Source organism: Sulfuricurvum sp., from assembly GCF_036279695.1.
Lineage (GTDB): Bacteria > Campylobacterota > Campylobacteria > Campylobacterales > Sulfurimonadaceae > Sulfuricurvum.
Genome location: NZ_DASUIQ010000115.1, coordinates 1 through 15,508 on the forward strand (window position 1 = coordinate 1; position 15,508 = coordinate 15,508).

The 15,508-nt window shown below is 45.7% G+C and carries 14 protein-coding genes; 3 read left to right on the forward strand and 11 right to left on the reverse strand.

Annotated features, from left to right (window positions below; genetic code table 11):
• Window positions 1-83: 83 nt before the first annotated feature.
• Window positions 84-1,073 (forward strand): HAMP domain-containing sensor histidine kinase, encoded by a 990-nt coding sequence (locus tag VFW36_RS11180; RefSeq protein ID WP_329658895.1) that lies wholly within the window; start codon window positions 84-86, stop codon window positions 1,071-1,073.
• On the opposite strand, the gene VFW36_RS11185 is transcribed toward VFW36_RS11180, so the two are convergent.
• The 11 genes from VFW36_RS11185 to murJ all read right to left on the reverse strand — a co-directional run bounded on the left by VFW36_RS11185 (window position 1,054) and on the right by murJ (window position 14,241).
• Window positions 1,054-3,270, reverse strand: a complete 2,217-nt coding sequence (locus VFW36_RS11185) for a bifunctional diguanylate cyclase/phosphodiesterase (protein ID WP_329658896.1) — start codon at window positions 3,268-3,270, stop codon at window positions 1,054-1,056. The genes VFW36_RS11180 and VFW36_RS11185 overlap by 20 nt on opposite strands.
• A gap of 88 nt (window positions 3,271-3,358) precedes the next feature.
• On the reverse strand, window positions 3,359-4,033 hold the full coding sequence (locus tag VFW36_RS11190; protein WP_329658897.1) for a YggS family pyridoxal phosphate-dependent enzyme: 675 nt from the start codon (window positions 4,031-4,033) through the stop codon (window positions 3,359-3,361).
• Window positions 4,030-5,082, reverse strand: a complete 1,053-nt coding sequence (gene rseP / locus VFW36_RS11195; protein WP_329658898.1) for an RIP metalloprotease RseP — start codon at window positions 5,080-5,082, stop codon at window positions 4,030-4,032. Before rseP ends, VFW36_RS11190 begins: the two co-directional genes overlap by 4 nt.
• Window position 5,083: 1 nt before the next feature.
• On the reverse strand, window positions 5,084-5,632 hold the full coding sequence (gene pgsA, locus VFW36_RS11200) for a CDP-diacylglycerol--glycerol-3-phosphate 3-phosphatidyltransferase (RefSeq protein WP_329658899.1): 549 nt from the start codon (window positions 5,630-5,632) through the stop codon (window positions 5,084-5,086).
• Window positions 5,629-6,405: an enoyl-ACP reductase gene (locus VFW36_RS11205; RefSeq protein ID WP_329658900.1), complete on the reverse strand. Its 777-nt coding sequence runs from the start codon at window positions 6,403-6,405 to the stop codon at window positions 5,629-5,631. Before VFW36_RS11205 ends, pgsA begins: the two co-directional genes overlap by 4 nt.
• 3 nt (window positions 6,406-6,408) lie before the next feature.
• Window positions 6,409-7,302: a 4-hydroxy-tetrahydrodipicolinate synthase gene (gene dapA / locus VFW36_RS11210; RefSeq protein WP_329658901.1), complete on the reverse strand. Its 894-nt coding sequence runs from the start codon at window positions 7,300-7,302 to the stop codon at window positions 6,409-6,411.
• The gene (locus VFW36_RS11215; protein WP_329658902.1) at window positions 7,299-8,600 is read right to left on the reverse strand and encodes a pitrilysin family protein; all 1,302 of its coding nucleotides are present in this window, start codon (window positions 8,598-8,600) and stop codon (window positions 7,299-7,301) included. The genes dapA and VFW36_RS11215 overlap by 4 nt, the downstream gene beginning before the upstream one ends.
• Window positions 8,600-9,655: a quinone-dependent dihydroorotate dehydrogenase gene (locus VFW36_RS11220; RefSeq protein WP_329658903.1), complete on the reverse strand. Its 1,056-nt coding sequence runs from the start codon at window positions 9,653-9,655 to the stop codon at window positions 8,600-8,602. Before VFW36_RS11220 ends, VFW36_RS11215 begins: the two co-directional genes overlap by 1 nt.
• A gap of 63 nt (window positions 9,656-9,718) precedes the next feature.
• Complete coding sequence (locus tag VFW36_RS11225) at window positions 9,719-11,428, reverse strand: ABC transporter ATP-binding protein (RefSeq protein ID WP_329658904.1); 1,710 nt, start codon at window positions 11,426-11,428, stop codon at window positions 9,719-9,721.
• Entirely contained in the window at window positions 11,425-12,822 is a 1,398-nt protein-coding gene (cysS, locus tag VFW36_RS11230; RefSeq protein WP_329658905.1) for a cysteine--tRNA ligase, read from the reverse strand. The genes VFW36_RS11225 and cysS overlap by 4 nt, the downstream gene beginning before the upstream one ends.
• A gap of 15 nt (window positions 12,823-12,837) precedes the next feature.
• On the reverse strand, window positions 12,838-14,241 hold the full coding sequence (gene murJ, locus VFW36_RS11235; protein ID WP_329658906.1) for a murein biosynthesis integral membrane protein MurJ: 1,404 nt from the start codon (window positions 14,239-14,241) through the stop codon (window positions 12,838-12,840).
• Between the two features lie 491 nt (window positions 14,242-14,732).
• On the opposite strand from murJ, the gene VFW36_RS11240 reads away from it, so the two are divergent.
• Together VFW36_RS11240 and VFW36_RS11245 are read left to right on the forward strand one after the other, a co-directional pair.
• Window positions 14,733-15,062 carry a hypothetical protein gene (locus VFW36_RS11240; protein WP_329658907.1) on the forward strand — a complete coding sequence of 110 codons (330 nt, stop codon included), beginning with the start codon at window positions 14,733-14,735 and terminating at the stop codon, window positions 15,060-15,062.
• Window positions 15,062-15,508 (forward strand): hypothetical protein (locus VFW36_RS11245; protein WP_329658908.1); only part of this gene is annotated, 447 nt, incomplete at its 3' end. The genes VFW36_RS11240 and VFW36_RS11245, both read left to right, overlap by 1 nt.

Below are 15,508 nucleotides of genomic sequence, written 5' to 3' on the forward strand. Positions count from 1 at the left end.
GAGGTATGCGGTACGGAAGATGCTTACGGTCTGTATCGAATATTAGTTCATTTGGGGGATTTTTGACCCCGTCAAGGAATAGCGTGAGTCAGAGTATCTCCCCCGAAGAGCTTAAAGCCCTCATCGATCAAACCTATAAGGTCGAAGAGGAGTATGTTTCCCTCCGTCAGTCGTATAACCATCTTCAAAGTACGATTGAACAGGTTATCGAGTTTCTCCCCAATGCCATTTGGATCGTAGAAACAGATGGCTCTATTTTTCTCCAAAACTCTCAAGCCAAACGTTTGGAAAAACTTTTTGATACCCTTCATTTGGAAGGTGAAGATTATGAGATGACCTTCAAAGAGCGCTCCTATCTCATCAAATCGGCACAGCATAATGAAAAACGGCTCTTAAGTGCGACCGACATCACCGAACAGAAACGGAAAGAAAATCTCGCAACGATGGGTCAGATGGCGGCACATCTCAGCCATGAAATCCGTAATCCTATCGGCTCTATCGCCCTCTTGGCATCGACATTGATGAAGCGGGTCAAAGAAGAAAACAAGCCCATTGTAACCGAGATTCAAAAATCGCTCTATCGAATCGAGAGGATTATCAAAGCGACGCTTCTGTTTTCCAAGGGGGTCAGCGCTCAGAAAAATTCGCTACGATGGTTTCAGATACGCGATGCGCTTATGAGTGCTATCGGGTATTACAGCTATGCGAAACCGATTGAGTTTAATTTTCCCGAAGAGGATTTTGAGTTGTTCGGCGATTTGGATCTGCTGACGATGCTTTTTACCAATTTTGTCTTTAATGCGATCGATGCGATCGAACTGGATGAAGAGGAGGAGGGGGAAATCGAAATTCTCCATTTCCAAGAGGGTGTGTATCACACGTTTGAGATTTATGACAGCGGTATCGCCATCGAGAATAAAAAATGGCTCTTTGAAGCGTTTAAAAGCACCAAAGAACGGGGTAATGGATTAGGACTGGTGTTATCCAAAAATATCGTGGAGTCTCACGGCGGAGAGATCACTTTGTGCGAAGGGGATCGTAAAGGGTTTCGCTTTACTCTCCGAGAGGTTTAGGCTCGCCGAGGTAATACCCTTGGAGATGATCGATTCCCAACTCTTTACATTTCGTATAGACCGCTTCGGAATGGACAAATTCGGCAATCGTTTTAAGTCCCAAATGTTTTGAAAACTCCACGACCGCAAGAAGGATAGTTTGCGCATTGGTATCGGAATCGATATTGCGGATCAATGATCCGTCAATTTTTAGAATATCGACATCGAGTCTGAGAATATGGGCAAAGTTCGAATACCCCGTCCCGAAATCATCGATGGCGATGCGGCATCCGAGCTGTTTGACTTCGGCGATAAATGCAGAGACCTCTTGATAGTTTTCGATCCCTTCACTCTCTAAAAGTTCAAAAATAAGTCGGTTTGAATGTTCGGAATGTTGAAGTTTTTGGATGAGAAACTCTTTCGTCGGTTTATCGATAATATCATCAACCGAAAGGTTGATAGAATAGGTATTCGACGTTGTTTCTAACATTTTAAATACTTCTTCAATCACGAATTGAGAGAGGAGCGGATATAGACGAGATTGACGTGCGGCAGGGAGAAAATAGCCCGGAGAAACGATAGCACCGTTACTGTCGATCATACGGATAAGGGCTTCGTATTCTACAATAGCACCGGTTTTTGTATCGAAAATCGGCTGATAATAGAGGGTAAATCGTTTTGCTTCAATTGCTTCTTTGAGCTTTTTATTCCACAAAATATTGTGTTGGTACTCTTGTTTGACCTGCATGGTCTCATCATAGAGTTGATAGCTTAAATGACGTTTTTTGGCTGTTTTGAGTGCCATATCGGCATTGAGAAGCAGATCGACCGATTTGTTTTTCTCTCGCAGTGCAATGTCCATCCCCATGGTTAGCGTCATATAAATACTTGCACCGTGAAGATCATAGTATTGTGATTGTAGATGCTGAGCGATTGAGACGCGGGCTGTTTCGAGTTGTGTGGAACTCATAGGCTCATAAAGGGCTATAGCGTACTCATCGGAAGGCATTTTATACAGATACATGGGATAATCAGATATTGCGTCTTTGATTGAGTGTGTGAGGGCTAGAAGTGCCTCATCTCCGATGGCATGTCCGTAAAAATCGTTGATCTCTTTGAAATTATCGATATTCAAAAGGATAAGTGCGTAGAAACGCTTGGTATCGATGTCCCGAATCAGGGCATTACGATTCGGGAGGGAGGTGAGATGATCGGTGTGGAGCTGATGGGTCAGTTTTTGATTAAGCTCTTGTGTGATTTTGGTATCGCGTTCGATCCGACGGATCAGAACTCGAAAACCGAAATGGAGGATGATAGCGACGATTGAGAGGAGAAATAAGCTGATGAGAATAAGATTGCGTATCTCTGCATCGTATTCATTTACATCCTCAGTAATATCAAAAGCACAGGTCATCATTGCAATCGTGTCGTTATTATAATTGGTGAGCGAACGGGAGGCTATAACATAATCGAGTCCGTTGATTTCATAGCGTTTACTATCGTTGAAAGTAAAGGTATTTGGGAGGTTTACGAACAGAGGGTCATTGGAAGAGACGATGGAATAGTTTTCATACGTTTTATTTTTAGAATCAGGCAATAAACTTTTGAGTTTTTGTGTATCAAAAGCAATCGCACTTTTGATTCCTGAGTGGGCATCCAGCCGTTTTTGAACACGGTCAATTTTAGCAACTGTTTGGATAATACCGATAAAAGTTCCGTTTTTAAATATCGGGATGATCGTGACCAAAGAGACATCATATATCGTAACATCCAGAGTGGTTACACTTTTATGATTATTGATAGCATAGGCCAAAACAGGGCGTTTTTTGAGAATGTTATCGCCGAATTTTTTAGGATCCTGCAATCGGAGGAAGTGTTCCCCGTTCGCACCGACAAAACCGCTCATATCAACATCGCCGCGAACTTTTGCTTCGGTAAATAACGGGAGGGTGAGTTGATAGAGTTTTTCGCGATCCCCTGCGGCAAATGCGTCGACGATTTCACGATTACCGGCGATTTTACAGGCAAGCTCACTGAGCCCTTTTTGGGTGTCGAGCATCGCTAAATCGAATGAGTTTCGCAAAAGGGCGCGATGGGAAGAGGTTTTTTCCTCTAAAACATGTTTTTTATCTTGGATAATGGTAACAATAAAAATAATAATTAATAATACGTAAAGGGCGATAGAATAAAGCGTAGCTCGCTGTTTAATCTTATTCACACTTTCCCTCTCTTTTATAAAACGTAATGATTATAGCATAGGAGAGGAGGATTTGTGATGAAAAAATTATAAATAGTTAATAACATAACTATTTCGGGAATAAAACTGATCCTAAACGTATCATTGTGGAACCGCACTCGATGGCGAGTTCAAAATCACTGCTCATCCCCATGGAACAGATAGTTGCATTGGGCAAAGTATCGTAAATGCGGCGGGTAGTTTCGAAGCTTTTTTGGATAATTTCACGATCTTCGACGTGAGCTCCGATCGACATTACCCCTTGGAGTTGGAGGCGTGGGCATTCTTGCTGAATCTGAGCATATCTTTCGTTAACCTCTTCGGGGTAGAAACCGCTTTTGGACGCTTCATAGGCGGAATTGATTTGAACCAATGCGCGCAAATGCATATTTTCACGTTCAAGACGCTCATTGAGTGCATGGGCAAGTTCTATCGAATCAATCGAGTGCACTAGATGAGGGCGGACGCTGAGGAGGTGGTTGATCTTGTTTTTTTGCAAGCTTCCGATGAAATGCCATTCGATCGGTAACTCTTCCAATGCGTTGCTTTTGGCTACGAGGTCTTGGACTTTATTCTCTCCGAAGGCGCGTTGACCGATGGCATAGAGACTACGGATGGCGTCGGCATCGACGTATTTGCTCGCTGCGACGATTTTAACGATGTGGTGATCGCTTAAGCGCAAACGGGCTTTTTCTACTCGCTCAATGATATGGTCAAAATGGCGTTTTTGTTCCAGCGTTGTCATTGCATCAACCTCGTAATATCGTTATAGAGTCCTAAACTCATAAGACCCAGCAGGAGTACCCATCCTCCTATCGTGAGACGGGTGATGACCTCTTCGCTCGGAGCTTTGCGACGGATCATCTCATAAAGGTTAAACATGATATGTCCCCCATCGAGAGCAGGGATAGGGAGGAGGTTGAGAACTCCGAGATTGACCGAAATCAAAGCGGCAAAGAAACACAGAGACATCCACCCATACGCCGTAGCATCGGCTGTGATCTGGACGATACTCACTACCCCTCCCACCTCTTTGGCCGGAACGACACCGGTGAGGAGTTTTTGAACACTTTGGAAAATCAAAAAGGAGGTTTCATAGGTTTGTTTGGATGCGTAGGTGATCGTTTCACTAAAACTTAGATCGAGAGTGTGGGTGACCCCTTCGGGAGCGATTCCGACCATACGCTGTTGGATTTTTTCTTTGAATAAGTTTGTTGCTTCACTGATGCGCGGGGTAAGCGTAATGAAACGTTGTGTACCGTTTCGATCCACACTTAATGTCAATGTCCCCTGAGAGGTTTTGATATATTCGGAGAGCTCGTCCCACTCGGTGATGGTTACTCCGTTGATTGCGATGATTTTATCATGAGTCTTTAATCCAGCTTGTTGGGCAGGAGAAGCTTCGAGCACTTTTCCGATAACCGGAGAAAGTGACTGAGGCCCACCTAATGCGATAGCATAGAAAAAGAACCACGCTAGGACGAAGTTAGCCAACGGTCCTGCAAAGAGGATGATGATCCGCTGCCACGGCTTTTTGGAATTATAACTGTCGTTGTCATTGCTGATCGCAGTGGGATCGAGATCGTCTTGACCTTTCATTTTGACATAGCCGCCCAGAGGAATCGCGGAGATTTGCCACTGCGTTCCGATCCACTGAAACGAGGCGAGTTTTTTTCCGAAACCGATACTGAATACTTCGACATAGACACCGAAGAAGCGTGCGGCGCTGTAGTGCCCGAGTTCATGGAAGAAAATGAGGACGGAGAGGACGAGGAGAGCGACAATCCACGACATGTTAGAGTTTCCCTTTATAGGCTTTGCTAAAACCGATCACATATTCGGCACCGGAGTACACGGTGAGGGCAACGGCGATCCACAACAACGCGTCACCGAACGGCCAATGCATCAGCAAAAATCCGATAGCGATCATTTGCGCAACCGTTTTTACTTTTCCCGCCATTGAAGCGCTGACGTCGATCCCCTCAGAGAGGGAGAGGGTCCGAAGCCCCGTAATGAATAGTTCACGAACGATAATGATGTAGATCGCCCATGCTGAGGCGGCACCGCTCATCATCAGCCCCAAAAATGCGGCGAGGGTGAGCATCTTATCGGCTAACGGGTCGAGTATTTGCCCGACGATGGTGATTTGATCGAGTTCGCGGGCAACGTATCCGTCGAAAAAATCGGTTGTACTGGCGATGACGAAAAGCAATGTCGCGATGTAATAGTTCCAGCTGATATGCCATCCCATATCGGTAAAGATTTGTGGGTTGAGGATGATCCAAAACATCAGCGGAGCGATGAGAAGGCGGATAAAGGCTAAGATATTGGGAATATTAATCATCTAAATGTGGTGCCACCGTCAACAATGATTGTTTGTCCGGTGATCCAGCTCGCCTCTTCGGTGCAGAGGAAATAGACAGCCCCTGCGATGTCGTTCGGGCTTCCCATGCGGTTGAGTGCCGAGCGTTTGATAGTTTCGGCTTTTACCTCTTCGTAGTTTGTGAACGCTTTGAGTGCGTCGGTATCGATCGGTCCGCCGGAGACGGCGTTGACACGGATGTTCATTTCTCCGAGTTCTACCGCCGCGTAGCGGCTCATCGCTTCAACGGCCGCTTTGTTGGTTCCATGACCCGCGTAGTTTTCGATATAGATCAGATTACCGGTACTTGACATCGTAACGACCGCACCGCCGCCCACTTTTTCCATCCGTTTTGCCGCTTCTTGGGTTCCGACGACGAAAGCATTGACCGTTGCGGTGTAGATGTTATTCAAACCTTTTGGTTTGAGACGCATAAATTTACCGTATCCGCCGACTACCGGACGGCCATAGATCATCGCGTTGCTGACGAAAAAGTCGACACGGTCAAAATCGGCATCGATTGCTTCAAAGAGGGGTTTAAACTCATCGGGCTCTAAAATATTCAGAGGGTAGGCACGGGCTTTGACGCCGTATTTGCTCTCCCACTCTTGCGCGAGAACATTGGCTGTTTCGGCATTTGAGTTATAGGTGAATGCGATATTGACACCCTGTTGTGCAAATTTTTCAGCGATCGCTTGACCGATACCTTTGGTTGCTCCGGTGATGACCAGTGTTTTACCCTTCATATTTGACATTCTTTATGCTCCTACAATCGTGTAATTTTTTAGAACTTCTTCGAGTTTTTTCATATTGTCGTTACTCGGTGCGACAAGCGGGAGTCGATATTCGAGGGTATCGAGTAGCCCTGCGATGTACATTGCCGCTTTGATCATGACGGGGTTGGACTCCAAAAAGAGGGCTTTGTTGATCGGAAATAATTGATCGTTCAGCGCTTTTGCTCCGTTCATATCGCCTCCGAGCGCTTTGGAAACGAGGGAACTTTTGAGATCAGGGAGGAGGTTCGAGGTGACCGAAGTGATACCCGCTCCGCCGCACGCGAGAATGGCGTAATCGATAGCGTCATCCCCGCACAATACTTTGAGTTCAGGACGACGTGAGAGAAGTTCGATAGTGCGCTCGATACTCCCTGTCGCCTCTTTGATCCCGTAGATATTTTGCACATCATCAAAAAGACGGATAACGGTATCGGCACTGATGTCCACTATCGTTCGTCCCGGAACGTTGTAGAGCATTACCGGAAGTTCCGGAACCGACTCGGCGATTGCTTTGTAGTGCTGATAAAGCCCTTCTTGGGAAGGTTTGTTGTAGTACGGTGCTACTGAGAAAATAGCATCGACACCGCATTTTTGAGCCGTACGTGCCGCTTCGATCGCTTCGGCGGTCGAGTTGCTTCCCGCACCTGCAAGGACTTTGGTAGAGGTTCCTTTACAAACCGATACAGCGATCTCCATACAGATACGATCTTCTTCGTAGCTGAGAGTTGCACTCTCTCCTGTCGTCCCTACCGGACAAACGGCATCAATCCCATTGTTGATTTGTCGTTGGATAAGTTCGGCGTATTTTTGTTCATCCAATTTTCCGTTTTTAAACGGTGTTATAAGGGCGGTGGTTGAACCGGTAACTAGATTCATTTTTTACCTTTTCGTAGGATTAGCGTGGTTGATTTTTCAGGAACCAAATAGGTTTTGGCGACGTTTTGGATCTCATCTGGATTAAGCGCTTCGATAGCGGCTTCGTACTTCATCAGCGGAGCTATATCGCCGCGAGCGAGGTAGCTTCCGAAGAGTTCGGCAACGGAGGTTGAACTCTCCAGCGAGTAGATGAAATCGGCTTTGGTATTGATCTTGATCTTTTCAACCTCGGCTTTTTCAACCGGCTTGTTTTGGAGCGTGTGGATAATAGCCCAAATCTCTTTTTCCACCTCTTCGGCTTTGACACCGTTATTGCAGACGGCTAAAAAGAGGAATACGCCCGGATCGATATTTTCCATATTGTAGGCGTAGATTTGGTTGACCAGCCGTTTTTCATCGACTAGTATGCGGTTGAGACGAGAGCTTTTGCCGGAACTGAGCATTTCGCTGAGTGCTGAGAGTTTCGGCTGATCGGGATGTTGGAAGTTCGGGATCGGGAAGCTGATGGCAAGCATTTCCACTTCGCTCTCTTTGTTCACTTCCACGCGGCGTGCTCCGTCTTGTTCGGGTTCAATCACTTTTTTCGTAGGGATTTCGAGGGTATTGGCTACGTTTCCGAAGTGTTTTTGCGCCTCTTCGAATACGCTTTGGGGTTTTATATCGCCTGTTACGACCAAAATGGCATTTTTCGGCTGATAGTAGGTTTGGTGGAATGTCTTAATATCCTCCAGCGTCCACGTTTGAATATCGTTCATAAACCCGATCGGTGTCCAGTGGTAGGGATGGTACACATACGCACTGTTAAAGAGGCGAAAATAGAGGTATCCCATCGGATTGTTATCGGTTCTCCATCGGCGCTCTTCGGCGACGACGTTGCGCTCGGGTTGGAACTCTTCGTCTTTGAGGTTAAGGTTTTGCATCAACTCCGAGAAGAGGGAGAGTGATTTGGAGAGATTTTCACTGCTTGATTTGATATAGTAGTGGGTGAAATCGAATCCCGTCGAAGCGTTATTCATCCCTCCGACACTTTTTACCTCTTCGTCAAACTCGCCCGCTTTGAGATTTTTGGTCGATTTGAAGTTCATGTGTTCCAACATATGGGCGATGCCGCTTTTTCCCATCACTTCGTTGCGGCTTCCCACTTGATAGAAAATATCGGTAGAGATGACTTTGGAGCCGTTATCCATAGGGATAGTAACGACTTGCAAACCGTTGGAGAGGGTTTGGGTTTCGTAGTGAGGCAGAGATGAGGCCATAAGGGTTCCTAAAGACAAAATAGAGGCAATGAGGATTTTCATTACCGATCTGCGCCGATTGCTTCGGTGATCGAACTAAATCCGTCCGATGCCAAAAGGTCGATTAGCCCGCTGTTGATCTCTTCGATCACTTCAGGACCTTTGAAAATCAACGAGGTATAGATTTGAACCAGTGATGCACCCGCGCGGATACGGCGGTATGCCTCTTCGGGAGAGTTGATCCCGCCGACGCTGATAAGGGTCGTTTTGCCGAAAAGTTCGCGAGCGATCGCATCAAAAATATAGAAGCTTCGTTCACGCAACACTTCACCGCTGAGCCCTCCGATCTCTTCAGGCTCACTGACGAGGGAATAATCGACCGTCGTGTTGGTCGCGATGATCCCATCCGCTCCGCTCTCAACCGCATGGACACATAGCGCTACCGCTTGATCTTCGGACATATCGGGGGCGATTTTGAGCAAAATCGGTTTGTTAGTAATCGCTTTAGCCTCGGCAAAGAGTTGGCTGATAAACGCTTCGTTTTGGAGATCACGCAATCCCGGAGTATTCGGGGATGAGATATTGATGACCATGTAGTCGGCATACTCATGGAGCGCTTTGATCAATGTTGTGTAATCTTTGATCGCCCGATCTTCCGGAGTGATCTTGTTTTTTCCGATGTTGACACCGATAGGGGTGCTGAACGGATAGATATTTTTGAGACGGTGAGAGATACGGAAGAGTCCGTCATTATTAAATCCCATCGCGTTTTGGAGGGTCTCTTCTTCGATGTGTCTCCACAAACGGGGGCGGGGATTCCCCTCTTGAGGTTTTGGGGTGAGGGTACCGATCTCGCTGAATCCGAATCCCATCGCCATAACACCGTGAAACATCGTAGCGTTTTTATCAAACCCTGCCGCAAGACCGACCGGATTTAAAAATGTCCGTCCGAATAACTCTTGGGAGAGGGAAGGGTGACTTACGAAATGTTTCGCCATCCATGCGTTGGCAAGGGGGGGACAAAAGCTCGCACCGCGTAACAGGGCAGCGGCAAGGGTATGGGCATTTTCAGGCTGAAGTTTAAAAAGCCAAGGTTTTAGAGATTCGTAATCAAACATTCCATCCGCCTCTTGAAGAGTTAAAATTGACGCGATTATACTCAAAAAAGGATTAATAGGGGATTATTCTCCCATTTTCCCCGCAAGACGGCGATAGTTTTCGGAGGTTTCAAGCAGCTCTTGATGGGTTCCGCGAGCGATGATATGCCCCTCTTCAAAATACAAAATCGTATCGGCATGGGTAATCGTGCTGAGACGATGGGCGATAATGAGGGTGATTTTGTCGTGGGCATACTCATGCAATGCCGCTTGGATACGCTTTTCGCTTTCGTTGTCCAATGCACTGGTCGCTTCATCCAAAATCAAAAGAGAGGCGTGTTTGTAGATGGCACGGGCGATGGCGATACGCTGACGCTGACCGCCGGAGAGATTCGCACCGAACTCTTGCATCACCGTATAAATCCCCTCCGGTAATTCGGAAGCAAACTCCAGTGCATCGGCTTTTTGCAGCGCATTTTTTACTCTCTCTTCATCGATGTCACTGCCGTATGCGACATTCGCCGCTAAGGTGTCTTGGAAGATATAGACCCTTTGAGATACCGAAGCGATTTGGCTACGGAGAGAATTCTGGGTATACGATTTTAGATCGTGATGGTTGAGTAAAACTCTCCCCTCGGAAGGGTCGTAAAAACGGAGCAGAAGGTTGGTCATAGAGCTTTTCCCTCCGCCGCTTTGTCCGACGAGGGCTACCGTTTGTCCCGCGTGAATAGTGAGATCGATATGGGAGAGTGCCGTTTTGTCCCCGAAATTGAGGGTGACATTCTCAAATTGCAGATGGCTGATGGGTTCATTTAGCGTCAACGAACCGTCTTTAATGTTGTTTTCAATGTCAAAGATATGAAACACCCGTTCGCTCGCGGCTTGGGCGTCTTGGACTTTACTGTAGATGGCGCTGACCCGTCGAAGCGGTTGAAACACAAGCCCGACGGCTGTCAAAAAGGAGGTAAACTCCCCTACGCTCATCTCACCCGCATAAACGGCTCTCCCCCCGATAAAAATAACGGCGGCCAGCCCGATGGCGGCAATGATCTCCATCACCGGAGAGACCAGCTCACTAGTGTAGGTCGCTTTCATATTGAGCTTGAAAAATCGTTCGTTTTCATCTTTATAGCGTTCGAGCTCGTACCCTTCGGTGGCATTGGCTTTGATGATTTCATTGTTATTGAACACTTCGGTCAATCGGGTCATCAGATCGGCATTTTTCTCTTGGGAACGGTGAGAGAGCCGTTTGAGTCGGCGGGTAATTTTAATGAGGGGGAAAATCACGACCGGCATGACAAACAGCGCCCAAAAAGCGAGGGAAGCATTGAGATAAATGACGTAGCCGACCAGGGCTATAACGGTAAAACTCTCCTGTATCAGTTCGGGGAGCATTCGGGAGACAAAATATTGGACGCGGGTGATGTCGTTGGTGATACGAGAGATGAGCTCTCCGGAACGCTCGCTATAGAGAAACTGCATATCCATATGAAGCATTTTTTCTAATAAATCTTCGCGAAGGCGCGAAACGATATGCAACCCGATATGGGTGGTAAAAACGGCTTGGATATAGCGTCCAGCCGATTTTAAAATATAGATTCCGATGAGCAATGCGGGGATAATATAGAGCATGTTCTGCTCTTTTTTGATAAACATATTATCCATCAGAGGCTGCATGATTTTAGCGGTTCCCGCCGTTGCCGTTACCGTTAGAATGATCCCGAGCAAGACCATCAGATAGTGGAATTTGTACCCTTTGATATACGGTAAATAGCGTCTAATGCTCTCTTTCAATCTCGTATCTCCCAAAAAGTTCCAGTCGGTGTATCCATAATCGCGATCCCCATTGCGGTAAGCTCATCGCGGAGTGCATCGGAAGCGGCGAAATCTTTGGCTTTTTTCGCTTCGGTTCGTCGGAGGATTAAATCATCGATTTTTGTTTTGGTCGCTTCATCCAACCCGAATTGGAAATACTCGTATGGATTTTGACTCCCGAACCCTAAAACGCTCTCAATGCTCGATAGCGCCGACAGGAGGTTTTGGCGGTAACTTTTATCTTTCGGATTGGTGTCGAGTGCTTCGTTGGCACTGCTGATCAGCTCATCGATGAGGGCGTAGGCACGAGAGACGTTTAGATCATCTCCCAGCGCTTCGAGCAGGTTGCGTTTAAACTCGGTATCGATCAACTCCGCCGTGAGTCCGAAAAGTCGCTTTTTGAGACGGTAGAGGCGATCAAGGCGGCGTTTGGAAGCGATTAAGTCTTCTTCGTTGAAGTTAAAATCCCCTCGATAATGGGTGCTGAGGAGATAAAAACGGAGCACTTCGCCGTCATAGCTATTGAGAGCGTCTTTGAGGAAAAAACTGTTCCCCAAACTCTTGGACATTTTCTCCCCGCCGATCGTGACAAATCCGTTGTGCATCCAGTATTTAGCCAACTCGTGATTTGTCGCACAGCGGGTTTGTGCCGCTTCGTTTTCATGATGGGGAAAGAGCAGATCGGCTCCGCCGCCGTGGATGTCGATCGCATAGTCACCGACATGCGGGCTCACGTAGCGCTCGATCATCGCCGAACACTCCAAATGCCACCCAGGACGACCGCGACCAAACGGCGAATCAAATGCTACCCCCTCATCATGTACCGCTTTCCAGAGGGCGAAATCGGCTTCATTGCGTTTTTCGGAGACTCTCTCGACACGGCTGACGTTCTCATTGCTTTGACGGTTGGAGAGGCTGAGATAGTTTTTGTCGCTGGAGGTATCGAAATAGATGTCGCCGTTGCTGATGGTATAGGCGTGTTTTTTATCGAGGAGGCGTTGGATCATCTCGCTCATCGCATCGATCGATTCGGTTGCTTTGGGCTCTAAGGTCGGTTTTTGTACACCGATAGCCGCCATATCGCGGGTGTACGCTGCCGTATAACGTTCGGCTATTTCGCTCGTACTGATCCCGAGTTCACGCGCTTTGTTGATGATCTTGTCATCAATATCGGTGATGTTTCGGGCAAAGAGGACGTCATACCCCTCCGCTTCGAGAACACGGCGCAATAGATCGAACACCAACGCACTTTTGGCGTGTCCCAAATGGGCATCGTCATAGACGGTCGGGCCGCAGACGTAGAGGGAGACTTTCCCTTCTTGGAGCGGAGTAAATGGTAGTTTGGTTTTTTGGATGCTGTCGTAAATGGTCATGGGTTTCCTGCTAAATTATCGTATCAAGTGTATCAAAAAATTGTTTAGAGCATAGAATGCGATAGTGATTCCTGCCGTGCCGAGGATAAAATAGAGGCTGAAACGGGTTTTGAGAAGCTCAAAAAAGATGCTCCAACCCACTGCTTGGATTGTGAGGATAAACTGTACCGCCCCTCCGATACTCCCCGCCAATGCCAGCCCTGCCGCTCCCATACTTTGCATCAAAATAATCGAGAAAATCAGATTAATCACGAGGGAGATAACGGCGATTTTAGCCGCTTTAAGGTGTTTATGCTGGGCGTAGAGGTACATCGAAAAGAGCTTCGCCAACCCAAAAGGGATGAGCCCCACCATGTACATTTGGAGCACGCGAGCGGTATTGAGGGTATCTTGTATATCAAACGCCCCCCGCTCAAACAACAGCCAAATGATCGGTTCCGCGAGCAAAATTCCCCCTAAAACGGAGAGTCCCAGCAGAGCATTGAGAAGCCAAAACGATTTGTGGAGATTTTCGAATGCGAGATCATTATTGTTGTTATTGATCGCTTTGGCGATTTTGGGAAACAGCGCGGTGGTGATGGCGAGGGCGATGATGGCGAAAGGGAGCTGAAAAATACGGTTGGCGTAAAAGAGATACGACACTGATCCCGCCGCCAAAAACGAGGCGAGTGAGGTATCGATGAACGAGGCGATTTGTGCCGTAGAGTTCCCGAGCACCGAGGGGATAAAGAGGGATTTAAACTTGGATTCTTCTTCTTTGACATCTTTGGTTTTACGGTATTTCCATCCCCCTACGAGGATTTTCATCAGCCCTTGCTGACGCATCGCGTAGAGATGGGTGATGACTTGGAATACCCCTCCGATGAGGATAGAGAAACTCAGAGCATAAACGATGGTTTTTGGATCGGAGTTGGTAAAGAGGATCAACGCGGTGATCATCGCGATATTGAGCCAAACGGTCGAAAAAGCGGTCGTAAAAAAGTGTTCTTTGTGCTGGAGCAAAGAACCTAAAAAGGTGACGATAAAGATGAGATCGAGATACCAAAAATTGATCGCGGTTAGCGGAGCGGTCTTGGAAATAAGTTCATGCCCCCAATCCCACGCCAACATTTTGGTGAAAAAACCGGGGAAGAGGGTGACGAGAAAAGAGAGGAAAACGATAAATGTCATAAAGCGGATAAAGATGGCTACGGCAAAGACGCTTTTTTGATTGGAGGCGATGTACGAGGGCATGAAGCTTTGGGTAAACGAGCCCTCTGCGAAGATACGGCGAAAGAGATTCGGGAATTTGAACGCCATTAGAAAAATATCGCTCCACATGTTGGCACCCAACACCGACGTCATTAATACATCACGTCCTAGTCCCGTAACACGGGAGATGAGAATACCAAAAGAGTTGGAGAATATCGATTTAAACATAGTTTATATCAAGCCCTGAAATAGATTTGATGCAATTTTAGCTGATTAGGGATTAAAAGTAATCGGAGTAGGGTATTTCGTCATACCCAAAGGGCACAAGAACCTCTTCGAGGTTCCCGACTAGATCGGGAATCCAGTTTTTAATATTTTCCCCGTTCGCCCTGAGCCTGTCGAAGGGTGTCTGTTTATGGTTCGACAAGCTCACCACGAACGAAAATTTGGTCGCTGACAAGTCAAAAACATCGGAATATGGCAACGGTTGCCATTAAAAAAGGCAATCAATAATTCTTGTTTGTTATGAATAAAAGGATAAATCTTATCTGTATACAAATAAAACTATAAAATAAGTTTTTCTTTGAATCTATCAATTCTCATCTTTTTCTTCATTTATTAGCTATTATATGGCACATTTCTGATTGCAATATTTTTAAATTACTAATAATTTTATTTGTGTATAATAGTTTTATAAAAAATTATAAAGGAAGTTTGATATGGATTTTTTTACTTCAGCTGTACTTGGGGGCTTATTGTACGATGCTCTAAAAATAGGTTTGCCTTCTCTTGATACAATAAAATCTATATTGACAGCGTATTCTATTGGTGAGACAGAGTGTAAGATTATTGAAGAGGAATTAAAACATTTTGATACTTCGGTAAATTTTAGTAAAGAAGAACTGATTACTTACTTGGAAAAAAATTCTCAAATATCTTCTGTTATAAAATCTACATCTAGTCAAATAAATAATATTGGAACAGTAAACGGTTCTGTTATAAATACAAATACTGGGACAATGACTTTTAATTTTGGAAATAAAGACTAATGCCACAAGAGAATAATATTGAGACGGTTAATGGTGCTGTTGCAGAACATATGCATCAGCCGGTATTTAATTTTAATCCACCAAATAAAGAAAGTAAACTCCGTAAACTTTTGAATTTGTTATTAAAACATGATGCTTCGACGAACAATCCACCCAACAATTGTATAGAATATGATATTGAACAAAAAATTGAATACAATGATGTTGATGAAGATTGGCAGGGATTAATTGAAGAATATTATTCTTTCGACAAAATTTTTAGCACTGCGTTAAATATAGCAAATCCCGAAGGCATTATGAACAAGAGTATTTTTTTAGGAACATTAAAACAATATTATGTTCAAGCGAAAAATGCACTCCTTGATAATCCAAAAGATCAAGAAGAGATCAAGCAAAAAAGTACTCAAATATTGAATTATGTTAGTGATTTACAATTGGAATTCTTG